Source organism: Mycobacterium sp. DHQP2018-32-09 (assembly GCF_058148405.1).
Genome location: NZ_JBYVYK010000013.1, coordinates 1 through 21,738, shown reverse-complemented (window position 1 = coordinate 21,738; position 21,738 = coordinate 1). Strand labels below are relative to the sequence as shown.

General features: G+C 71.3%; 18 protein-coding genes and 1 pseudogene. 12 read left to right on the top strand and 7 right to left on the bottom strand.

All coding sequences use genetic code 11. The features are described from left to right. Nucleotides 1-9 precede the first annotated feature (9 nt). Nucleotides 10-438, bottom strand: coding sequence for a diol dehydratase small subunit (locus AC30CM_RS08630; protein ID WP_490116434.1), 429 nt, complete (start codon nt 436-438; stop codon nt 10-12). 77 nt (nt 439-515) lie between these two features. Beyond that, on the bottom strand, nt 516-914 hold the full coding sequence (locus tag AC30CM_RS08625) for a GlcG/HbpS family heme-binding protein (RefSeq protein WP_490116433.1): 399 nt from the start codon (nt 912-914) through the stop codon (nt 516-518). A 175-nt stretch (nt 915-1,089) separates the two neighbouring features. Here AC30CM_RS08625 and AC30CM_RS08620 point away from each other — a divergent pair, with 175 nt between their 5' ends. The 5 genes from AC30CM_RS08620 to AC30CM_RS08600 all read left to right on the top strand — a co-directional run bounded on the left by AC30CM_RS08620 (nt 1,090) and on the right by AC30CM_RS08600 (nt 7,615). Then, a complete protein-coding gene (locus tag AC30CM_RS08620; RefSeq protein WP_490116432.1) occupies nt 1,090-2,301 on the top strand; it encodes a GAF domain-containing protein in 1,212 nt (403 codons plus the stop codon). A gap of 173 nt (nt 2,302-2,474) precedes the next feature. Beyond that, nucleotides 2,475-4,382, top strand: coding sequence for an AMP-binding protein (locus tag AC30CM_RS08615; protein WP_490116431.1), 1,908 nt, complete (start codon nt 2,475-2,477; stop codon nt 4,380-4,382). 23 nt (nt 4,383-4,405) lie between these two features. After that, nucleotides 4,406-5,032 carry a precorrin-8X methylmutase gene (locus AC30CM_RS08610; RefSeq protein ID WP_490116430.1) on the top strand — a complete coding sequence of 209 codons (627 nt, stop codon included), beginning with the start codon at nt 4,406-4,408 and terminating at the stop codon, nt 5,030-5,032. Next, a complete protein-coding gene (locus AC30CM_RS08605) occupies nt 5,029-6,504 on the top strand; it encodes a precorrin-2 C(20)-methyltransferase (RefSeq protein WP_490116429.1) in 1,476 nt (491 codons plus the stop codon). The genes AC30CM_RS08610 and AC30CM_RS08605 overlap by 4 nt, the downstream gene beginning before the upstream one ends. A gap of 52 nt (nt 6,505-6,556) precedes the next feature. Next, nucleotides 6,557-7,615, top strand: coding sequence for a phosphotransferase family protein (locus AC30CM_RS08600; RefSeq protein ID WP_490116428.1), 1,059 nt, complete (start codon nt 6,557-6,559; stop codon nt 7,613-7,615). A gap of 87 nt (nt 7,616-7,702) precedes the next feature. On the opposite strand, the gene dprE2 is transcribed toward AC30CM_RS08600, so the two are convergent. After that, nucleotides 7,703-8,473 (bottom strand): decaprenylphospho-beta-D-erythro-pentofuranosid-2-ulose 2-reductase, encoded by a 771-nt coding sequence (dprE2, locus tag AC30CM_RS08595; RefSeq protein ID WP_490116506.1) that lies wholly within the window; start codon nt 8,471-8,473, stop codon nt 7,703-7,705. A gap of 25 nt (nt 8,474-8,498) precedes the next feature. Between dprE2 and AC30CM_RS08590 the strand changes: the two genes are divergently transcribed. The 5 genes from AC30CM_RS08590 (at nt 8,499) to AC30CM_RS08570 (ending at nt 15,493) form a co-directional block, all read left to right on the top strand. Further along, the gene (locus tag AC30CM_RS08590; protein WP_490116427.1) at nt 8,499-8,927 is read left to right on the top strand and encodes a F420-dependent biliverdin reductase; all 429 of its coding nucleotides are present in this window, start codon (nt 8,499-8,501) and stop codon (nt 8,925-8,927) included. A gap of 116 nt (nt 8,928-9,043) precedes the next feature. Continuing rightward, entirely contained in the window at nt 9,044-12,376 is a 3,333-nt protein-coding gene (lysX, locus tag AC30CM_RS08585) for a bifunctional lysylphosphatidylglycerol synthetase/lysine--tRNA ligase LysX (RefSeq protein WP_490116426.1), read from the top strand. Nucleotides 12,377-12,569: 193 nt separating this feature from the next. Next, nucleotides 12,570-13,982, top strand: coding sequence for an alpha/beta hydrolase (locus AC30CM_RS08580; protein WP_490116505.1), 1,413 nt, complete (start codon nt 12,570-12,572; stop codon nt 13,980-13,982). Between the two features lie 90 nt (nt 13,983-14,072). Further along, nucleotides 14,073-14,333 (top strand): hypothetical protein, encoded by a 261-nt coding sequence (locus AC30CM_RS08575; protein WP_490116504.1) that lies wholly within the window; start codon nt 14,073-14,075, stop codon nt 14,331-14,333. Next, complete coding sequence (locus AC30CM_RS08570) at nt 14,330-15,493, top strand: winged helix DNA-binding domain-containing protein (protein ID WP_490116425.1); 1,164 nt, start codon at nt 14,330-14,332, stop codon at nt 15,491-15,493. Before AC30CM_RS08575 ends, AC30CM_RS08570 begins: the two co-directional genes overlap by 4 nt. A gap of 6 nt (nt 15,494-15,499) precedes the next feature. Here the strand turns inward: AC30CM_RS08570 and uvrA are convergent, their stop codons facing one another. Further along, nucleotides 15,500-18,421, bottom strand: coding sequence for an excinuclease ABC subunit UvrA (uvrA, locus tag AC30CM_RS08565; RefSeq protein WP_490116424.1), 2,922 nt, complete (start codon nt 18,419-18,421; stop codon nt 15,500-15,502). Between the two features lie 124 nt (nt 18,422-18,545). On the opposite strand from uvrA, the gene AC30CM_RS08560 reads away from it, so the two are divergent. After that, complete coding sequence (locus tag AC30CM_RS08560) at nt 18,546-19,223, top strand: MBL fold metallo-hydrolase (protein WP_490116423.1); 678 nt, start codon at nt 18,546-18,548, stop codon at nt 19,221-19,223. A 4-nt stretch (nt 19,224-19,227) separates the two neighbouring features. Next, nucleotides 19,228-19,728: a DUF427 domain-containing protein gene (locus AC30CM_RS08555; RefSeq protein WP_490116422.1), complete on the top strand. Its 501-nt coding sequence runs from the start codon at nt 19,228-19,230 to the stop codon at nt 19,726-19,728. Nucleotides 19,729-19,741: 13 nt separating this feature from the next. On the opposite strand, the gene AC30CM_RS08550 is transcribed toward AC30CM_RS08555, so the two are convergent. From AC30CM_RS08550 to AC30CM_RS08540, 3 genes and pseudogenes are all read right to left on the bottom strand, one after another. After that, on the bottom strand, nt 19,742-20,185 hold the full coding sequence (locus tag AC30CM_RS08550; protein ID WP_490116421.1) for a universal stress protein: 444 nt from the start codon (nt 20,183-20,185) through the stop codon (nt 19,742-19,744). A gap of 275 nt (nt 20,186-20,460) precedes the next feature. Next, entirely contained in the window at nt 20,461-21,306 is an 846-nt protein-coding gene (locus AC30CM_RS08545; protein ID WP_490116420.1) for an acyl-CoA thioesterase, read from the bottom strand. A 27-nt stretch (nt 21,307-21,333) separates the two neighbouring features. After that, nucleotides 21,334-21,738, bottom strand: a pseudogene (locus AC30CM_RS08540) (hypothetical protein); the annotation flags it as partial.

The following is a 21,738-nucleotide window of genomic DNA, read 5'->3' as shown; positions in this document are numbered from 1 at the left end:
CTGCGCCTCCTATTCGCTCGCCGCCAGCACGTCGCGGCGCTCGTAGACGTCGGCGGCCTCGCGGACCAGCTCCGCCAGCAGCGTCGCGCCGTACTGCCGCTGGAGTTCCTCGGCGATCGCCAGCAGTTCGTCCTTCGACGACGCGTTGGGGCGCAGCGCGTTGTAGATCTCCAGGACGCGCTCGTCGCTGATCACGGTCATCTCGGCGGCCCGACGCAGGTTTGCGCCCAGCTGCGGGCGACCGACCTTCTCGGCCAGCTGAGCCTGCAGCCGCAGGGTCTCCGGGGTGATCCGCAAGTCGTTGCTGTCGACCTCGCCGGCCATGACCGCGTCGATGGTGATGTCGTCGATCGACTTGCCCGACGGCGTGAACAGCACGTCGGTGCGACGCACGCTCAGCGGGTAGTCCACGTCGGGGTCCAGTGTCGGTTCCGTCACTCCCCGATTGTGCGGTGGGTCACGTTGCACGTGCGTTGCATGCCAGGTCAGCCGGACGCCCACCCGCCGGCATCCGCTCAGAGCGCGGCGACGCCCGCCGTGGCCACCGAGACGTCCTGATCGACGCTGCCTGCGCTGACCCCGATGGCGCCCACGACGTCCCCGTCGACCTCCAACAGGAGCCCGCCGCCGAAGGCGACGAGGCCACCGGACAGTTGCTCCAGACCGTAGAGCTCGGCGCCCGGCTGACAGACGTCCATGAGCGCACTGGTGGGCAGGTTCATCATGACCGAGGTCCGCGCCTTGCGAATCGAGATGTCGATGCTGGCCTTGATGGCGCCGTCCATGCGGGCGAACGCGACGAGGTGCCCGCCGTCGTCGACCACCGCGATGTTCATCGGCTGACCGATCTCGGTGGCCTTGGCCTTGGCGGCCTCGACGATCCTGGTGGCGGTCTCCAGCGGCAGGCGGTTCATCGGGTTCCCTTCGGATGCGTTCGTGCCCATGGCTTTTGGGTTGGGCGACGAGCGTCGATGGTAGACGCCACCACGGTCGGTGTCACCGCGTTGGCCCGCGCCGACACGAAACCCCTTGGGCTCGGCTCCGATACGCGGACCACGTGAGCGGTTCGGGGACTATCCTCGAATCACGATGTCGAGGCACGCAATCCTGGGGCGCCGCAATCCCACCGTGCGGCGCATCGTCGCGGACAGCTGGAGGCGCAGCGCGGCCGTCGGTGTCGACCCGGAGCTCGACGGCGCACCATCGTCGTCGGCGACCATCCGCAGCGCCACTCAGCGCGACGCCCATCCGCTGGCGCCCGCGCTACCGGTGATCCGCCGCCTGCTGGTCGACGACGCCGCCGCAGCGGGGGCGGTGGTGGCGGTGTTCGCCGCCGACGGCACGCTGCTGTGGGTCGAGGGTGACGGCGCGGCATGCCGCGCCGCAGAGTCGATGAACTTCGTGCCCGGGTCGAACTGGAGCGAGCGCAGCGCCGGGACGAGCGCCCCCGGCACCGCGCTGGCGCTGGACCGCGAGATCCAGATCGACGGCCCCGAGCACTTCTGCGCGGTGGCCCGCAGGTGGTCGTGTGCGGCGGTGCCCGTGCACGATCCGGTGACGGGCGCACTCATCGGCGTCATCGACGTCACCGGTGGCGACCAGATCGCCACCCCGACGGCCATCGCATGGGTGCGCGCCGCGGTCGCCGCGGTCGAGAGCCGCCTGGCCGTGCTGCGGCTGCGCCCTCCGCCCGCCGACCGCACGGAGACCCCGCGCCTGTCGGTGCTCGGCGCCCAGCGCCCCCGCTGGGAGGTCGTCGACGAATTCGGTCGGCTGCGATCGGTCACCCTCACCCGGCGGCACGCCGAGATCCTGGTGCTGCTCGGCAGGCACCCGCAGGGACTGTCCACCGACGAACTCGCGGGGCTGCTGGAGGAGCGCGACCTCGATGCGGGCACCGTCCGGGCGGAGTTGTCCCGGCTGCGCCGCGTCGTCGGCCCCGACGTCGTCGGATCCCGCCCCTACCGCCTGCTGCGACCCGTGGGCAGCGACCTCGACGACACGCTGGCGGCCGCCGCGGCGGGCGCCGCCGACGACGCCGTCGCCGCCTACGTCGGTCCGCTGCTACCGCAGTCGGCGGCGCCGTCGATCGCCGCACTGCGCGCCGAGGTGAGCGCGGCCGTGCGCGCCGCGGTGCTCGACGGCGGCGGCACCGCGCTGCTGCGGCGCTGGCTGGACCACCCGGACGGGCGCGACGACCGGGATGGCTGGCGCCTCCTGCACGATCGCGCCGCCCCCGGGTCGGCCGAGTGGATCCAGGCCCGCGGCCACCTCGCGGGCATCGACTTCGACCTCGGCTGACGTTGGCCTACCCCTGACCTCCCGGGGCCAACCAGGGCCGACCTGGAGTGACCGTGCGCCGAGCGGCGCGTGCAACCGTGATGCAACGCTGCCCTTCCTAGGTTCCGTGGCACCGACGTCGTGACCACCGACACACCGACCTACCAACACCGACCTACCGAGAGGACGGGCCCGTGACCTCGCAGCCGGTCTCGCATCCCGCGGCATCCGCGGCCGAGGCACATCGTGACAGCATCACCGACCCCGAGGGGTTCTGGCTGCGCGCCGCCCAGGCCATCGACTGGCACACCGCACCGCGCACCGCGCTCGTGCACACCGACCCCCACACCTGGCGCTGGTTCCCCGACGGCGTGCTCAACACCAGCCACAACGCGCTGGACCGTCACGTGGACGCGGGCCACGGCGACCGCACCGCGCTGATCTTCGATTCCGCGATGACCGGGACCCGGCGCCGCACCAGCTACCGCGAGCTGCGCGACGACGTCGCGACGCTCGCCGGCGCGCTGACGCGACTCGGGGTCGGCGTCGGCGACCGGGTGGTGATCTACCTGCCGATGATCCCCGAGGCGCTGGTCGCGATGCTGGCGTGCGCACGCATCGGCGCCGTGCACTCGGTGGTGTTCGGCGGGTTCGCGGCATCGGAGCTGGCGGCCCGCATCGACGACGCCCACCCCACCGTGCTGCTCACCGCCACGGGCGGCCTGGAACCGGGCCGCACCGTCGAGTACCTCCCGACGGTGGCCAAGGCCCTGGCCGCGAGCGCGACCCCGCCCGCCACCGTGGTGGTCAAGCATCGCGCGGAGGTTTCCGCCGACCGTGCGCTACCGGCAGGCTGGCTCGACTGGGACGCCGTGGTGGCCGACGCCTCACCGGTCGACGCCGTGCCGGTGCCCGCCACCCATCCGCTCTACGTCCTCTACACCTCGGGTACCACCGGGAAGCCCAAGGGCGTGGTGCGCGATCACGGCGGCCACGCCGTCGCGATGGCATGGTCGATGGCCAACGTCTACGGCGTCGGCCCCGGAGACGTCATGTGGGCGGCCTCGGACGTCGGCTGGGTGGTGGGCCACTCCTACATCGTCTACGCGCCGTTGATCGTCGGCGCCACCACGGTGCTCTACGAGGGCAAGCCCGTCGGCACCCCCGACGCGGGCGCCTTCTGGCGGGTGGCGGCCGAGCACGCCGTGAACGTGCTGTTCTGCGCGCCCACCGCGCTGCGGGCCATCCGCAAGGAGGATCCCGAGGCCGCGCGGCTGGCCGACCACGACATGCCGGCCCTGCACACGGTGTTCGCCGCAGGCGAGCGCTTGGACCCCGACACCTATCACTGGGCGGCGCAGCACCTGGCGCGGCCCGTGGTGGACCACTGGTGGCAGACCGAGACCGGGTGGTCGATCTGCGCCAATCTGCGTGGTCTGCAACCCCTTCCGCTGAAGCCCGGATCCTCGTCGGTGCCGGTGCCCGGGTTCGACGTGCGGGTCGTCGACGCCAACGGCACCGAACTGGGCGCCGGCCGGGAGGGCAACATCGTCATCAAGCTGCCGCTGCCGCCGGGCGCGTTGCAGGGCCTGTGGAACGCCCCGGAGCGCTTCGCCGACTCGTATCTGCGCGCGTTCCCCGGCTACTACGCCACCGGCGACACCGGCTACTTCGACGACGACGGCTATCTGTTCATCCTCGGACGCAGCGACGACGTCATCAACGTCGCGGGGCACCGTCTGACGACCGGCTCGATGGAGGCCGTCGTCGCGACGCATCCCGCGGTCGCCGAATGCGCCGTCATCGGCATCCCCGACGAGGTCAAGGGCGAGCGGCCCGCCGCCTACGTCGTGCTCAAGTCGGGTGCCACGGCAACGCCGCAGCAGGTGGCGGCCGACGTCGTCGCGCTGGTGCGCGATCGCATCGGCGCCGTCGCCGCCCTCAAGGACGTGTTCGTCGTCGCCGCACTGCCCAAGACCCGGTCGGGGAAGATCCTGCGCCGCACCATGCGCCAGATCGCCGCGGGTGGCGACGTCACCGTGCCGCCGACCATCGAGGACGCCTCGGTGCTCGACGGCCTCCGCGACCTCGCGGGCCGATGACGGGCAGGCCGTAGGGTAGCTGGGTGCTCGACTACGTCCGCGACGCCGCGGAGATCTACCGCCAGTCGTTCGCGACCATTCGCGCCGAGGCCGACCTGGCCCGCTTCCCCGACGACGTGGCCCGGGTGGTCGTGCGGCTGATCCACACCTGTGGGCAGGTCGACGTCACCGACCACGTCGCGTTCACCGACGGGGTCGCCGCGCGCGCCCGCGCGGCGCTGCTGGCCGGCGCGCCCGTGCTGTGCGACTCGTCGATGGTCGCCGCGGGCATCACGCGGTCCCGGCTGCCCGCGGACAACGAGGTGGTGTCCCTGGTCGCCGATCCGCGCAGCGCGGCCGTCGCCGCCCAGCTGGGCAGCACGCGGTCGGCCGCCGGCGTCGACCTGTGGGCCGATCGGCTCGGCGGCGCCGTCGTCGCGATCGGCAACGCCCCGACGGCGCTGTTCCGGCTGTTGGAGTTGCTCGACGACGGGGCGCCGACGCCGGCCGCGGTGCTCGGCGGCCCGGTGGGCTTCGTGGGGTCGGCACAGTCCAAGGATGAGTTGATCGCGCGCCCGCGCGGCATGGACTACCTGGTGGTGACCGGCAGGCGCGGCGGCAGTGCGATGGCCGCCGCCGCCGTGAACGCGATTGCGAGCGAACGAGAATGAGTGAGCGCGGCACCCTCTTCGGGGTGGGACTGGGCCCGGGCGACCCGGAGCTGGTGACGGTGAAGGCCGCCCGGCTGATCGGTGCGGCGGACGTCGTGGCCTATCACAGTGCGCGGCACGGCAAGAGCATCGCCCGGGGCATCGCGGCGCCGTACCTGCGCGGCGATCAGATCGAGGAGCACCTGGTCTATCCGGTGACCACCGAGACCACCGCACACCCCGGCGGATACGCCGGGGCCATGGAGGACTTCTACCGCGAGGCCGCCGCGCGCATCGCCGCGCACCTCGAAGCGGGCCGCGACGTGGCCCTGCTCGCCGAGGGCGATCCGCTGTTCTACAGCTCCTACATGCACATGCACACCCGGCTCACCGAGCGGTTCGAGGCCGTGATCGTGCCCGGCGTGACGTCGGTGAGCGCGGCGTCGGCCGCCACGGGCACGCCCCTGGTGCAGGGCGACGAGGTGTTGACCATCCTTCCCGGGACGCTGCCGCCCGCAGAACTGCGGCGTCGCCTCTCCGACACCGACGCGGCGGTCATCATGAAGCTCGGGCGGTCGTATCCCGCGGTGCGCGAGGCACTCTCGGAATCGGGTCGGCTGGACCGCACGTTCTACGTGGAACGCGCCAGCACCGCGCGGCAGCGCGTGCTGCCCGCCGCCGAGGCCGACGCCGACGCCGTGCCCTACTTCGCGATCGCCATGCTGCCCGGCATGACCACCCCGCAGCAGCCGGCCGCAGGCAGCGTCGCGGTCGTGGGACTGGGCCCTGGGGACCCAGACTGGATGACGCCGCAGTCCCGCCGCGAACTGGCCGCGGCGACCGACCTCATCGGGTACGGCCCGTATCTCGAGCGCGTCGCCACCCGTCAGGGCCAGACCCTGCACCCCAGTGACAACACCGACGAGCCCGCCCGCGCCAAGCTCGCCTGCGCGCTGGCGGCGCAGGGCCGCACGGTCGCCGTGGTGTCGTCGGGCGACCCCGGCATCTTCGCGATGGCCACGGCGGTGCTGGAGGAAGCCGCCGAGTGGGCGGAAGTCGACGTGCGCGTCGTGCCGGCGATGACCGCGGCCCAGGCCGTCGCCAGCCGCGTCGGCGCGCCCCTGGGCCACGACTACGCGGTGATCTCGCTGTCGGATCGGCTCAAGCCGTGGGAGGTCATCGCCGATCGGCTGACCGCGGCGGCCACGTCGGATCTGGTGTTGGCCATCTACAACCCCGCGAGCAAGACCCGCACCTGGCAGGTGGGCGCCATGCGGGACCTGTTGCTCGAACACCGCGACCCGGGCACCCCCGTGGTCATCGGCCGCGACGTCGCCGGACCGCGGGAAGAGGTGCGGGTGGTGCGGCTGGCCGACCTGGATCCCGCCACCGTCGACATGCGCTGCCTGCTGATCATCGGGTCGTCGCAGACCCGCTGGGAATCCCGCGACGGGGTCGACCGGGTCTATACGCTGCGGCGATACCCCGGCTGACCGGCCCGGGGATCGTTGACAGCCGTCAGGGGCGCGATTAGCGTCACAGCGCATGACGGTCGCCGCGCCGATCCCCCGCACCCCCGAAGACGTGACGCCGCAGTGGCTTTCCACCGTCCTGGGCGCCGAGGTGGTGTCGTCGAACGCGAGCCCGGTGGGCACCGGTCAGACGGGTGCCACCTACCGGTTGACCGTCGAGTATGCGGGTCCCACCGAGCTGCCGTCGACGTTCGCGGTGAAGCTCGCCGCCCAGGACGACACCGTGCGAGATCGCGTGGCGTTGGGCTACCGGTCCGAGCACGCGTTCTACACCCAGGTGGCCGACGTCGTGAAAGTGCCGGTGCCACGGTGCTTTCACTGCGACATTTCGGACGACGGCGGGGACGTGGTGCTGCTGCTGGCAGACCTGGCCCCGGCCGAACAGGGCGACCAGATCGCCGGATGTGACGCCGCCGCAGCCGAACTGGCCGTGCGTGCCATCGCCGGTCTGCACGGGCCGACGTGGTGCGACCCGGCGTGGGCCACGTTCCCCGGATTGGTGATGTCCACCCCTGACGCGGCCACGGCCCAGGGGTTCGGCGACGTCGCGGTCATGGCCACGCAGCTCACCCTCGACCGGCTGGGCTCCGAGATGGCCGACGAGAATCGTGAAACGGCCACGGCGGCAATGGCGTTGACCACACCGTGGCTCCTCGCCGAACCGGGGCGGTTCGCACTGATGCACGGCGACTACCGGCTGGACAACCTGCTGTTCACGCCCGACCGCGCCGCCGCCACCGTCGTGGACTGGCAGACCCTCGGCGTCGGACTGCCCGCCCGCGACCTGGCGTACTTCGCGGCCACCAGCCTGCAGCCCACGCTGCGCGGCGAACTCGACGACCACCTGGTCGCCGCGTACCACGATGCGTTGCTCGAACACGGCGTCACCGACTACGACCTGGACGCGTGCCGCCGCGACTACCGCCTCGGCATGCTGCAGGCCCCGCTGATCACCACGCTCGGCTGCGCGTTCGCCAGCACCACCGACCGGGGCGACGAGATGATGCGCATCATGCTCGAACGCGGGTGCCAGGCCATCCGCGAACTGGACAGCCTCTCCCTCGTCGCCTGAGCGCACGCCTCACCGCGGCATCCGCCGCACACGCCTCACCGCGGCATCCGCCGCATACGCCTCACCGCGGCATCCGCCGCATACGCCTCACCGCGGCATCCGCCGCCACAGCGCCCGCGGCACCACGCGCAGCACCCCCGCCACCGCCCCCAACGACCGCGGCACCCAGATGGCCGTCGACCCTCCACGCCGCAACGCGCGCACGGTCGCGTCGGCCACCTGCGCGGGCGTGCTCGACAGCGGCGCGGGTGACATGCCCGCGGTCATCCGGCCGATGACGAACCCCGGCCGCACCAGCAGCAGCCGCACCCCCGTCCCGTGGAGGGCATCGGTGAGCCCGGCCGCGAACCCGTCCAACCCGGCCTTGGCCGAGCCGTACACGTAATTGGCCCGCCGCACCCTGGCCCCCGCCACCGACGAGAACACCACCAGCGTGCCGGTGCCGGCCGCGCGCATCGCGTCGGCCAGCACCGTCAGCAGGCTCACCTGGGCGGTGAAGTCGGTGTGCACGATCGCCGCGGCATGCGCGGCATCCCGTTCGGCCCGCGCCTGGTCACCGAGGACGCCGAACGCGACCACGGCCGTGGCGATGGGCCCGTGCTCGGCGACGATCGCCGCGACCACGCCCGGATGCGACGCGAGGTCGTCGGCGTCGAACTCCACCACGTGCACGGCCGCCGCGCCCGCCGCCGTCACCGCGGCGACCTCGGCGGCCAGATCGGAGGCGCGGCGAGCGGCCAGCACCACCGTCGCCCCCGCCGCCAGCCGCCGGGCCACCTCGACGCCGATCTCGCTGCGCCCCCCGAACACCACGATCACGGGACGGCCGGACTGAATCGTGTCGGTCACGGCGGACATCATGCCCTGCGCTAGGTTGAACGCGATGGCTACTCCCCGCCGCGGCAAGGGAACCACCCGGCTCACCACCGACGCGATCGCGTTCCTCACCGAACGCCACCTCGCGATGTTGACGACGCTGCGCTCCGACAACTCCCCGCACGTCGTGGCCGTCGGTTTCACGTTCGACCCCAAGACCCACGTCGCCCGGGTGATCACCACGGGCGGTTCGCAGAAGGCCGTCAACGCCGCCGAACGCGGCGTCGCCGTGCTCAGCCAGGTCGACGGGGCGCGGTGGCTGTCACTGGAGGGCCGTGCGACGGTCAACCCGGATCCGGAAGCCGTCCGCGACGCCGAGCTGCGCTACGCGCAGCGGTACCGCACCCCGCGCGTGAACCCGCGCCGCGTCGTGATCGAAGTGCGCGTGGAACGCGTCCTGGGATCGTCGTCGCTGCTGGACCGCGGCACCGACTGACCCGGCCTGCGGGGCGCACCCGAGCGGGTGACAGTGCCCGTCACTTCCACGCTTCCGAGCACGTCTTGGGGGCGCATCCACCACATTTCCGGCTGCAACGTTTATCCTCGCGCCCTATGAGCGTGGCGTGGTCCAGACAACCGGTGATCCGAACCCAGCGCTCGACGTTCTGGTGGGTACCCGCGGCGGCGGGCTGGACGGTCGGCGTCATCGCGACGCTGTCACTGCTGGCGAGCGTGTCCCCCCTGATCCGCTGGGTCATCCGGATCCCGCGCGAATTCGTCAACGACTACGTCTTCAACTTCCCCGACACCAGCTTCGCGTGGGCGTTCGTGCTGGCGCTGCTGGCCGCCGCGCTGGCGGCCCGCAAGAACATCGCCTGGTGGATCCTGGTGCTGTACATGATGGCCGCGGTGATCGTGAACGTCGTCGACATCGCGACCGGCGAGGAGAACATCGCCGAGGAGGCCGGCGAGGTCATCGGGCTGGTGTTCCACGTCGCGGCCATCGGGTTCCTGGTGCTGGCCCGCAAGGAGTTCTGGGCCAAGGTGCGTCGGGCCGCGCTGTTCAAGGCGGTCGCCACGCTGCTCACCGGCATGGCCGTGGGCATCCTCATCGGCTGGGGACTGCTGGAACTGTTCCCCGGCAGCCTGGAACGCGACTACCGACTGCTGTACGCGGCCAACCGCGTCGTCGCGTTCGCGGGCGTCGACGCCGGTGCGTTCGAGGATCAGCATCCGCACGCCTTCGTCAACGCCCTGCTGGGGCTGTTCGGTGCGCTGGCGCTGATGAGCGCGGCGATCGTGCTATTCCGGTCGCAGCGCGCCGACAACGCGCTCACCGGACCCGACGAATCCGCCATCCGGGGACTGCTGGAGGTCTACGGCAAGAACGACTCGCTGGGCTACTTCGCGACGCGGCGCGACAAGTCGGTGGTGTTCGCCCCGAACGGCCGCGCGGCCATCACCTATCGGGTCGAGGTCGGCGTCTGCCTGGCCAGCGGAGATCCCGTCGGCGACCCGAAGGCCTGGCAGGCCGCCATCACCGAGTGGCTGGCCCTGTGCCAGAGCTACGGCTGGGCACCCGGCGTGATGGGCGCGAGTTCGACTGGCGCACAGGCTTTTCGCGAGGCCGGACTGAATGCGCTCGAACTCGGCGACGAGGCCATCCTGCATCCCGACACGTTCAAGCTGTCCGGCCCCGACATGAAACCCGTCCGCCAGGCCGTCACGCGTGCCCGCCGCGCCGGGCTGACGGTGCGGATGCGCCGCCACCGCGACCTCGGCAGCGAGGAGCTGGCCGCCGTGCTGCAGCGCGCCGACGCGTGGCGCGACACCGAGACCGAGCGTGGCTTCTCGATGGCGTTGGGCCGGCTCGGCGACCCCGCCGACGGTGACTGCCTCCTGGTCGAAGCCGTGCAGGGGGCCGACGAGCACGGCGGCGGCGGCGAGGTGGTGGCGATGCTGTCGCTGGTGCCGTGGGGCACCAACGGCGCATCGCTGGACCTGATGCGCCGCTCACCGCAGTCCCCCAACGGCACCATCGAGCTGATGGTCAGCGAGATGTGCCTGCAAGCCGAGGAGATCGGCGTCACGCGGATCTCGTTGAACTTCGCGATGTTCCGCTCGGCGTTCGAAGAGGGCGCACAGCTGGGTGCCGGCCCGGTGGCGCGGCTGTGGCGCGCGCTGCTGGTCTTCTTCTCGCGGTGGTGGCAGCTCGAGACGCTGTACCGCTCCAACATGAAGTACCAGCCGGAGTGGGTGCCGCGGTACGCCTGCTACGAGGACGCGCGGTTGATCCCGCGCGTCGGCGTGGCGTCGGTGATCGCCGAGGGCTTCCTGGTGCTGCCGTTCAGCAAGCGCACCGAGCAGCACACCGGGCACCACTCCGCCGTGCCCGAGACGCTCATCGAGAGCGGTCTGCTGCACGACGACGGCACGGCCCCCGACGGCGTCGGCATCGCAGGCGGCGACGACGCGCCGACAGGTCCGCGCCTACCCGAACAGGTGCGGGTCCGCATGGCGAAGCTGAAGGCGTTGCAGGCCAAGGGCATCGACGCCTACCCCGTCGGGCAGCCGCCCAGCCACACCGTGGCGGCCGCGCTGGCCACCGACGGCGAGACGGTCAGCGTGGCCGGCCGCGTGCTGCGCATGCGCGACTACGGCGGCGTGCTGTTCGCGCAACTGCGCGACTGGTCCGGTGAGGTGCAGCTGGTGTTCGACGACGCGCGACTGCTCGACGGGCACACCGCCGACGTCACGGGCGCCGTCGACCTCGGCGACCTGGTCGAGGTCACGGGGATGGTCGGCGAGAGCCGCTCGGGCATCCGGTCGCTGCTGGTGGACCGGTGGCGGCTGATCGGCAAGTGCCTGCGCCCGCTGCCCGACAAGTGGAAGGGACTCACCGACCCCGAGGCCCGCGTCCGCACACGCTACGTCGACCTGGCGATCAACACCGACTCGCGCGAGCTGATCACCGCCCGCAGCCGCATTCTGCACGCGATCCGGGAGACCCTGGTGGGCAAGGGTTTCCTGGAGGTGGAGACGCCCATCCTGCAGCAGATCCACGGCGGCGCGAACGCGCGGCCCTTCATGACCCACATCAACGCCTACGACCTCGACCTCTACCTGCGCATCGCACCCGAGCTGTACCTGAAGCGGCTCTGCGTCGGCGGTGTGGAGCGGGTGTTCGAGCTGGGGCGGGCATTCCGCAACGAGGGCGTGGACTTCAGCCACAATCCCGAGTTCACGCTGTTGGAGGCCTACCAGGCGCACGCCGACTACGAGGTGTGGGTGCACGGTTGCCGCGAATTGATCCAGAACGCCGCACAGGCCGCCAACGGATCCCAGGTCGTCATGCGCCCCGGCGCGACCGACGGCCAACTGGAACCCGTCGACATCTCCGGTGAATGGCCCGTCAAGACCGTGCACGGCGCGGTCTCCGAGGCACTCGGCGAGGAGATCGGCCCCGACACCGAACTCGGTCGGCTGCGCGCGTTGTGCGATCGGGCCGGCGTGCCGTACCTGACGCACTGGGACGCCGGCGCGGTGGTGCTCGAACTCTACGAGCGACTGGTCGAGGGTCAGACGCAGCACCCGACGTTCTACAAGGACTTCCCGACGTCGGTGTCGCCGCTGACACGGCCGCACCGCAGCATCCCCGGGGTGGCGGAACGGTGGGACCTGGTGGCGTGGGGCGTCGAGCTGGGCACCGCGTACAGCGAGTTGACCGACCCCGTCGAGCAGCGCCGCCGGCTGCAGGAGCAGTCCCTGCTCGCCGCGGGCGGCGACCCCGAGGCCATGGAGCTCGACGAGGACTTCCTGCAGGCGATGGAGTACGCGATGCCGCCCACGGGCGGCCTCGGAGTCGGCGTCGACCGCGTGGTGATGCTGATCACCGGCCGCAGCATCCGCGAGACTTTGCCATTCCCCTTGGCCAAACCGCGCTGAACCGCCCGTCGCCCGTGGGATCGGCGCGGCATCGGCGCAGCTCGACCACGGAATCCGTAGGGGCGGAGAAACCTCACAGCTGAATTCCAGGATTCGCATCCACGATGATGCCGTGACGACTTCACACACGGGAATCGCCGCCACGTTCCTGCACGATCTGACCGCTCCGCTTCGGCAGCAGCACCTTTCGCTGATGCACGGCTGGCTGCCGATCACCGTGCAGGGCGTGGCCGCGGCCGTGCTGGTGGCGGCGATCGGCTGGCGCCACCCACGGTGGCGGCAGGTGTGGCTGCCGTTGGCCGTCGTCGTCGGGTTGGCGCTGACCGCCGCGACGTACTGGTACGTCTCGTCGGAGGGACTCGCCGGTGACCCAGCTCCCAAGTTGCTGTGGATCTGGACGACGATCGCCGGTGCCACCGTCGTCGTCCTGATCGCCGGCTGGCGCAGCGCCCGTTGGTGGCGCCGCGGCCTTTCGGCGCTCGCCATCCCGCTGAGCGTGCTGTGCGCGGCGCTGGCGCTGAACCTCTGGGTGGGCTACTTCCCCACCGTGCAGACCGCCTGGAATCAGCTGAGTTCCGGGCCGCTGCCCGACCAGACCGACACCGCGACGGTGATGGCCATGCAGAAGGCCCGCCAGATCCCCACCCGCGGCTCCGTGGTTCCCGTGGACATCGACTCCACCGCGTCGGGCTTCAAGCACCGCGGCGAGCTGGTGTACCTCCCACCGGTGTGGTTCTCGTCCAGCCCGGCACCCGCCCTGCCGACGCTGATGATGATCGGCGGCGAGTTCAACACGCCCGGCGACTGGCTGCGCGCCGGCAACGCCATCGCCACCGTCGACGATTTCGCCGCCCACCACGGCGGCAACGCCCCGGTGCTGGTGTTCGTCGACTCCGGCGGCACGTTCAACAACGACACCGAATGCGTCAACGGTGCCCGCGGCAACGCCGCCGACCACCTCACCAAGGACGTCGTGCCCTTCATGGAGCACACCTACGGTGTCAGCGCCAACCGCGCCAACTGGGGCATCGTCGGCTGGTCGATGGGCGGCACGTGCGCCGTCGACCTGACCCTGATGCACCCCGACATGTTCCACTCGTTCGTCGACATCGCCGGTGACATCGCGCCGAACGCCGGCACGCAGGCGCAGACCGTCGAGCGGCTGTTCGGCGGCAGCCAGGCCGCCTACGACGCCTTCGATCCGACGACCGTGATGAACCGGCACGGCCAGTACACCGACGTGTCCGCGTGGTTCGACCTCAACAGCGCGGGCCCGGCGGCGCCGGCGGTGGTCAACGTCGACTACTCGCCGGCCGCGGAGGCCGCCGCGCACACCACCGGCATCCACGCCACCGACCAGGCCGCGGCCGCCAACTCGCTGTGCGCCCAGGGCAGCCGGCACGGCATCGACTGCGCCATCGTGCAGCAGCCCGGCAAGCACGACTGGCCGTTCGCGGCAACGGCGTTCGCAGCCTCGCTGCCGTGGATCGCCGGGCAGGTGGGTACGCCGGGCATCCCGGTGCAACCACTGCCCAAGCCGGCACCCGAGCAGACCGCGCCGCCGGCCCCCGCCGCGCCGCCCATCGCCCAGGCAGCTGCACGCTGACGGCGCGGGTACGGTGGCGGTGTGTCCGAGTCGAATCCGGCCGGTGGGCCCACCGAGCAGCCAGTCTCCGGTGAGATCGTCGACGCCGAGGTGGTGCCGGACGCGGCCGGGTCGCCCATCGTCGCCCCGGTGACGCCCGAGGAGACCGGATACACCGCGGCCGGCGTGCCGACGTTCGACGCCGTGCGCGAGAAGATCGAGACGCGGTTCGGCACGGCCATCGGTGCTGCCGAGTTGGCAGCCGAGACCCCGGAGGGCCGCAGCCTCGACGAACAGTACGAGCAGCGGCAGCGGGCGGCCGCCGAGCGGTTGGCGCAGATCCGCGCCGCGATGCGGTCCGACGACGCTTGAGGTCGTTCACGGTCGCCGAGCGGCGGGCGCGGCTCGGTCGGCGTCAGCTGCTCGCGGAGCCGGCCGAGCTCGACGTGACCGCGCTCACCGCGCGGCTGGTGGGCCTGCACGCCACCGACCCGGCGACGCCGTTCCTGAGTCTGTGGGCGCGGTCGCCCGGGTTCGCGGTGGCCGATCTGGAGCACGCACTCTACGAATCACGTCGAGTCGTCAAACATCTGGCGATGCGTCGCACACTGTGGGTCCTTGCGACCGAGGACCTCGCCGCCGTGCAGTCGGCCTCGAGCGACCGGGTGGCGGCCGAGCAGTGGCGGCGTCTGGCGGCCGACGTGGTGAGGGCCGAGATCGCGGCCGACGGCGACGCGTGGCTGACGGCGGCGACGGCGGCCGTGCTGGGTCATCTGACCGCCCATGGGCCGGCGAGTGCGCGCACGCTGCGGGAGTCCCTGCCCGAGTTGGCAGGCACGCACGACGCCGCGCCGGGCAAGCCGTGGGGTGGTGCGACGCCCATCTCGCCGCGTGTGCTCACGGTGTTGGGTGCCCAGGGGCACGTGCTGCGGGGCCCGAACGACGGGGCGTGGACGTCGTCACGGCCACTGTGGGCGGCGACATCGGAGTGGTTGGGCGCACCGGTCGAGCGGGTGGAGCTGGAGGCGGCGCGGGCGGCGCTGGTGCGCCGATGGCCGTGGGCGTTCGGGCCTGCCACGACGGCCGACGTCGGCTGGTGGTTCGGCAACACGCTGACGTGGACACGCGCCGCGCTGCGCGACGTGGGCGCGGTGGCGGTGGATCTGGGAGGCGAGGCCGGATGGGCGCTGCCCGACGACGTGGAGCCGGAGCCGGACACCGAGCCGTGGGTGGCGCTGCTGCCCGGTCTGGACCCGACCGTGATGGGGTGGCAAGCGCGCGACTGGTACCTGGGCGAGCACCGGGCCGCGGTGTTCGACCGCAACGGCAACGCCGGCCCGACGGCGTGGGTGGACGGCCGGGTGGTGGGCGGCTGGCGGGCCGACGCCGCCGGCCACGTCGAGGTCCAGCTAGTCGAAGACGTGGCCGCCTGGGCCCGAAAGGCGTTGCAGCGCAAGGCAGCCGAACTCACGGAGTGGCTCGGCGGCGTGACGGTCAAGCCTCGGTTTCCGGCGCCGCTGGCGAAGGGGTAGCGCCCGCTATGCGCTGACCTTCACCTTCCGCGCCCTCGTCTTCTTCGCCGGCGCCGGTGCCTCGGCTTCGAAGCCCGGCAGCATCTCCGCGAGGAACGAGCCGGTGTAGCTCTCCGGCGTCGCCGCCACGTCCTCGGGCGTGCCGACCGCGACGACGGTGCCGCCGCCGGCACCGCCCTCCGGGCCCATGTCGACGATCCAGTCCGAGGTCTTGATGACGTCGAGGTTGTGCTCGATGACGATCACGGTGTTGCCCTTGTCGACGAGGCCGTTGATGACCTTCAGCAGTTTGCGGATGTCCTCGAAGTGCAGACCCGTCGTCGGCTCGTCGAGGATGTACACCGTGCGGCCGGTCGAGCGCTTCTGCAGTTCGGCGGCCAGCTTGACGCGCTGTGCCTCACCGCCGGACAACGTCGGCGCCGGCTGTCCCAGCCGCACGTATCCGAGTCCCACGTCGACCAGCGTCTTGAGATACCGGTGGATGGAGCTGATGGGCTCGAAGAACTCCGTGGCCTCCTCGATGCTCATGTCGAGCACCTCCGAGATGGTCTTGCCCTTGTAGTGCACCTCGAGCGTCTCGCGGTTGTACCGCGCACCGTGGCACACCTCGCACGGCACGTAGACGTCGGGCAGGAAGTTCATCTCGATCTTGATGGTGCCGTCACCCGAGCACGCCTCGCAGCGGCCGCCCTTGACGTTGAACGAGAATCGACCCGGCTGGTAGCCACGCACCTTCGCCTCGGTGGTGGCCGCGAACAGCGTCCGGATCTTGTCGAACACCCCGGTGTAGGTCGCCGGGTTCGACCGCGGCGTGCGTCCGATGGGCGATTGGTCCACCCGGACGAGCTTGTCCAGCTGATCGAGCCCATTGACCCTCGTGTGCCGGCCCGGAACCTGGCGGGCACCGTTGAGCTTGTTCGCCAGTACCGAGGCCAAGATGTCGTTGACCAGCGTCGACTTGCCCGATCCCGACACGCCCGTCACCGACGTGAGCACGCCCAGCGGGAACGCGACGTCGATGCCCTTCAGGTTGTGCTCGCGGGCACCGACGACGGTGATCTGCCGCTTGCGATCGATCGGCCTGCGCAACGCGGGCACGTCGATGCTCTCCTTGCCGGCCAGGTAGCGACCGGTGATGGACCGGTTGTTCTTGAGGAGGTCCTTGTACGTGCCGCTGTGCACGATCTGGCCGCCGTGTTCGCCGGCGGCCGGGCCGATGTCGACCACCCAGTCGGCGTGGGCGATGGTGTCGAGGTCGTGCTCGACGACGATCAGCGTGTTGCCCAGGTCGCGCAGCCGCACCAGCGTGTCGATGAGCCGGCGGTTGTCGCGCTGGTGCAACCCGATGGACGGCTCGTCGAGCACGTACAGCACGCCCACCAGACCCGAACCGATCTGCGTGGCCAGCCGGATGCGTTGCGCCTCACCGCCGGACAACGTGCCCGCGGCCCGCGCCAGCGACAGGTAGTCCAGGCCCACGTCGAGCAGGAAGCCCAGCCGCGACTGCACCTCCTTGAGCACCTGGCCGGCGATGGCCGCCTCGCGGTGGCCCAGCGTCAGCGCGTTGAGGAACGCCGAACAGTCCGCGATGGACAGTTCGGTCACCTGCGCGATCGACTTCGGACCGAACTCACCCGCCTCCATGGTGACGGCCAAGATCTCCGGCTTGAGCCGGGTGCCCTCGCAGACGGGGCACGGCACGTCGCGCATGAAGCCCTCGTACCGCTCCTTCATCTGCTCGGAGTCGGTCTGCTCCATGCGGCGCTGCAGGAACGCCATGACGCCCTCGAAGTCCGCGTAGTACGACCGCGTGCGGCCGTAGCGGTTCTTGTAGCGGACGTGCACCTGCTGATCGCAGCCCTCGAGGATGGCCTTGCGCGCCTTCGCGGGCAGCTTGTTCCACGGGGTGTCGACGTCGAAGCCGAGCGCATCCCCCAGCCCGGTCAGCATGCGGGTGAAGTACTCGGCCGACTGCCCGATGGACCAGGGCGCGATGGCGCCCTCGGCCAGCGTCAACTCCGGATCCGGGACCACCAGGTCGGGGTCGACCTCCTTGCGGATGCCGAGGCCGGTGCACTCCGGGCAGGCGCCGTAGGGCGAGTTGAACGAGAACGACCGGGGTTCCAGGTCGTCGACCGCCAGCGGGTGCCCGTTGGGGCACGCGAGCTTCTCGGAGAACCGCTGCTCGCGCTGCGGGGCGTCCTCGTCCTGGTCGACGAACTCCAGCACGACGATGCCGTCGGCCAGGCCCAGCGCGGTCTCGATGGAGTCGGTGAGCCGCTGCTTGGAGGACGGCTTCACGCTCAGGCGGTCGACGACCACCTCGATGTCGTGCTTCTCCTGCTTCTTCAGCTTCGGCGGATCGGTGAGCGGATGCACCACGCCGTCGACGCGGACGCGGCTGTAACCCTGCGTGTTGAGCTTCTCGAACAGGTCGACGAACTCACCCTTGCGGGTGCGCACCACCGGCGCGAGCACCTGGAAGCGCAGGCCCTCCTCCATGGCCAGCACCTGGTCGACGATCTGCTGCGGCGTCTGCCTGGCGATGCGCTCGCCGCACACCGGGCAGTGAGGGGTGCCCGCGCGGGCGTACAGCAGACGCAGGTAGTCGTACACCTCGGTGATGGTGCCCACCGTGGACCGCGGGTTGCGGTTGGTGGACTTCTGGTCGATCGACACCGCGGGCGAGAGCCCCTCGATGAAGTCGACGTCGGGTTTGTCCATCTGGCCGAGGAATTGGCGCGCGTACGCCGACAGCGACTCGACGTATCGGCGCTGCCCCTCGGCGAAGATGGTGTCGAACGCCAACGACGACTTGCCCGATCCGGACAGCCCCGTGAACACGATCATCGCGTCCCTGGGCAGGTCCAGATCGATGCCGCGCAGGTTGTGCTCGCGCGCTCCCTTGACGATCAGGCGATCGGCCAACTGATTTCTCTCCTGACGAAATACCGCTCTCCGCACCGCGGAGAGCTGTCCGCGGTCATGGTAGGCCGACCCACCGACACGTTCCGGCCACGCCCCGGTCGTGGCACTGCGTACCGTGGCGACCATGACCAACGTCACCGACGACTACACCGGCCACGTCGACGGCGGCACCGCCGCGCGGCGCACCTTGCCTGGGGCGACCATCGTGAAGGCATCGGTGGGCCCGATGGACAACAACGCCTACCTCGTCACGTGTTCCCGAACCGGCGAGACCCTACTCATCGACGCCGCCAACGACGCGCCCGTCCTGCTGGACCTCGTCGCGCGACACGCCCCCACACTGGTGCTGCTGGTCACGACCCATCAACACCAGGACCACTGGATGGCCCTCGAGGAGGTGGTGGCCACGACCGGCGTCACCACCGCGGCGCACCAACTGGATGCCGGCCCGCTGCCGGTCACACCGCAGCGCATCCTCGCCGACGGTGACCAGATCGCCATCGGCGACCTGCGCTTCGACGTGATCCACCTGCAGGGGCACACCGAGGGTTCGGTGGCCTTGGCGCTGACCGGCCCGGCCACCGGCGACGTCGTGCAGCTGTTCACCGGCGACTGCCTGTTCCCCGGTGGCGTCGGCAAGACGTGGCGCGACGGCGACTTCGATCGACTCCTGGGCGACGTCACCCACAAGCTGTTCGACCGCTTCCCGGACTCCACCGTCGTCTACCCCGGCCACGGCGACGACACCACCCTCGGTGCCGAACGTCCCCATCTCGCCGAGTGGCGCGAGCGGGGGTGGTGACGCCGTGGCACCGCATCCCGTTCCCGACCGGCCCGGCCCCGACCAGGAATCGGTGTGGGACTACCCGCGCCCACCCCGCCTCGAGGAGTTCCGCGGCTCCATCACCGTCGAGCTGGGCGGCGAGGTGATCGCGTCGACCGAGCGCGCGTGGCGCGTCCTCGAGACCAGCCATCCGCCGACCTACTACCTGCCCGCGGCGGCCTTCCGCGACGGCGCCCTGCGCGAGACCACCGGATCGTCCTGGTGCGAGTGGAAAGGTCAGGCCAATTACTACGACCTGGTGGCGGGCGATCGCGTCGCCGAGCGCGCCGCGTGGACATACCACCGGCCGACGCCGGGGTTCGAGCCGATCGCGCATGCGATCGCCGTGATGGCGGCCGACGTCGACCGGTGCACCGTGAACGGTGAGACGGTGCAACCGCAACCGGGCGGCTTCTACGGTGGCTGGATCACCAGCAAGGTCGCCGGGCCCTTCAAGGGCGTGCCCGGCTCGATGGGCTGGTGATCCGCCGCGTCGGCTAGGACGTGTGGACGATCAGCACGTCGGTCTTCGACCGGCGTGCGACGTTGGCGGGCACCGAGCCGAGCAGTCGGCCCGCGATGGTGCTCAAGCCCACGTTGCCCACGACGAGCAGGTCCGCCTTGACGTCCTCGGCGAGTTCGACGAGTGCATCGACCGGAGCGCCGACGATGGCCTTCTCCTCGATGTCGGTGGCACCCGCAGCGTGGGCGCGCTCACGTGCCTCGCGCAGGATGGCGTAGATGGGGGCGTTGCCCGACATCTTGTAGCCCTCGTCCTTGAGCAGGTCGGCCGCGCGGGCATCCTCGTTCTGCGGGAAGTAGGCCGTGGTGACGATCAGCTTGGCGCCGGCCGCGGCGGCGAGCGCACCCGCGCGGTCCACGGCGCGCAGCGACGAATCCGACCCGTCAGTGCCTACGACGACGGTCTTGTAGCCGCTCATTCATGCCCTCCAAGTGTCGGTATCCGAGCCATCAGAACAGTAATCGCATACCCCGCGATGACGGGTGCGATTCGTCCGGATGGCCGACGATGTCGTGGCCCGATGGTAGCCGGGCGCCTCGGGCCCGCACCGGCGGTGGTGACGAAACCAACCGCGACGAGGCCGGTGGACCGGCGCCGCACCCACCCGCCCGACGTGACGCGCATCATCGCTTGCGGGTAATCATCAGCCACGTCAACGGATTTCGATCGTCGCGCGCCGCTCGACGCGCACCGTCACGACCGCCCGAAGTACAACTCCTGCGTGGCGACGCAGACCAGTTGGCCCGCACGGTTGTACATGGTGGACGTCGCCAGCCCGCGGCCGTCGACGCCGCTGGGCGAGACCTGGTCCGAGAGCACCCAATCCGAGGTGTCGACGGGCCGGTGGAACCACAGGGCGTGGTCGATGAGCGCGTTGAACGAACTCACCTGGGTGGTGCGGCGCATGGCCAACGCCGTCTCGAGCATCGTGGTCCCGGACAAGTACGTGAGCAGGCAGCTGCCCAGCACCGGGTCGGTCACGGGTTCGGTTGGGCGCCACCACAACCGGATGCGCGGCGTCGGATCGTCCACCGACGTGGTGAGGCGAGGCGGAGCGTCGACGTAGCGCAGGTCGAACGGCTGCGGCCGCACCCAGTAGCCACCGGCCTCGTCGGCGAACGGCGCCATCTGATCCGCGAAGGGCGGCAACGAGTCGGGATCCGGCACGTCGGGCAGCGGCAGATGATGCTCCGGACCTCCGAGCGGGGTACTGAACGACGCGAGGGCCTCGAGCAGCACCTGCCCGTCCTGCACGGCCCGCACCTGGCGCGTCGACAGCGTGCCGCCGTCGCGGAGCCGATCCACCTCCATCTCCACCGGGCGGCGGGCATCGCCTGCCCGGATGTAGTAGACGTGCACGCTGTGCGGCGACCGGCCCGTGGCGGTCAGGCCGGCGGCCATGAGCGCCTGCGCCCCGATGTGCCCGCCGACGATGTGGTGCTGCGGGTTGTCGAGCTGCTCGGCGCGGAAGCGATCGTCGTCGAGGCGGTCGAGGTGCAAGGTGGCGACGATGTCGGCCAGCGAGGGCGAATGACTCACCGCCGCATCATGCCTGACCCTCGGCGCCTACCAGTGCTCGCGTCGGACGACGGTCGACCCGGCAGCGTGCCCGGGTGCGGCAGTGTTCTCGGCCGACCAGGCGGTGCCCTCGCATACCAGGTCGGTGGGGATCGGCAGCGTCGCGGGCAACGACAACCCGAGGTCGGGAACCGCACTGCCGAGCGGGATGCCCGCGGGTGCCGGGATGCCGCCGACCGGCACCGGGGGGACCGCGGCGGCCGGTACGACGGGCACGGGCGGGGGCAGTAGCGCCGCGGCGTCGACGATCGGTGCGGCTGCCGCGGATGCGGCCGCCTCGGGTGCGGCCATGGGAGCCACCGCGGGAGCCGGCGCGGCGGCATCGACCACCGGGGCCGCGGGTGCCGGCTCGGCGGGGGGCGGCGGGAGCTCGGCGGGCGGCGCGACCGGCGG

What these genes read in the sequence shown, in the direction of transcription:
- AC30CM_RS08625 (WP_490116433.1), bottom strand. Translation starts at nt 914, where the DNA reads ATGAACCGCCTGCCGCTGGAGACCGCCACCAGGATCGTCGAGGCCGCC.
- AC30CM_RS08620 (WP_490116432.1), top strand. Translation starts at nt 1,090, where the DNA reads ATGTCGAGGCACGCAATCCTGGGGCGCCGCAATCCCACCGTGCGGCGC.
- AC30CM_RS08605 (WP_490116429.1), top strand. Translation starts at nt 5,029, where the DNA reads ATGAGTGAGCGCGGCACCCTCTTCGGGGTGGGACTGGGCCCGGGCGAC.
- AC30CM_RS08600 (WP_490116428.1), top strand. Translation starts at nt 6,557, where the DNA reads ATGACGGTCGCCGCGCCGATCCCCCGCACCCCCGAAGACGTGACGCCG.
- dprE2 (WP_490116506.1), bottom strand. Translation starts at nt 8,473, where the DNA reads ATGTCCGCCGTGACCGACACGATTCAGTCCGGCCGTCCCGTGATCGTG.
- AC30CM_RS08590 (WP_490116427.1), top strand. Translation starts at nt 8,499, where the DNA reads ATGGCTACTCCCCGCCGCGGCAAGGGAACCACCCGGCTCACCACCGAC.
- lysX (WP_490116426.1), top strand. Translation starts at nt 9,044, where the DNA reads ATGAGCGTGGCGTGGTCCAGACAACCGGTGATCCGAACCCAGCGCTCG.
- AC30CM_RS08580 (WP_490116505.1), top strand. Translation starts at nt 12,570, where the DNA reads ATGCACGGCTGGCTGCCGATCACCGTGCAGGGCGTGGCCGCGGCCGTG.
- AC30CM_RS08560 (WP_490116423.1), top strand. Translation starts at nt 18,546, where the DNA reads ATGACCAACGTCACCGACGACTACACCGGCCACGTCGACGGCGGCACC.
- AC30CM_RS08550 (WP_490116421.1), bottom strand. Translation starts at nt 20,185, where the DNA reads ATGAGCGGCTACAAGACCGTCGTCGTAGGCACTGACGGGTCGGATTCG.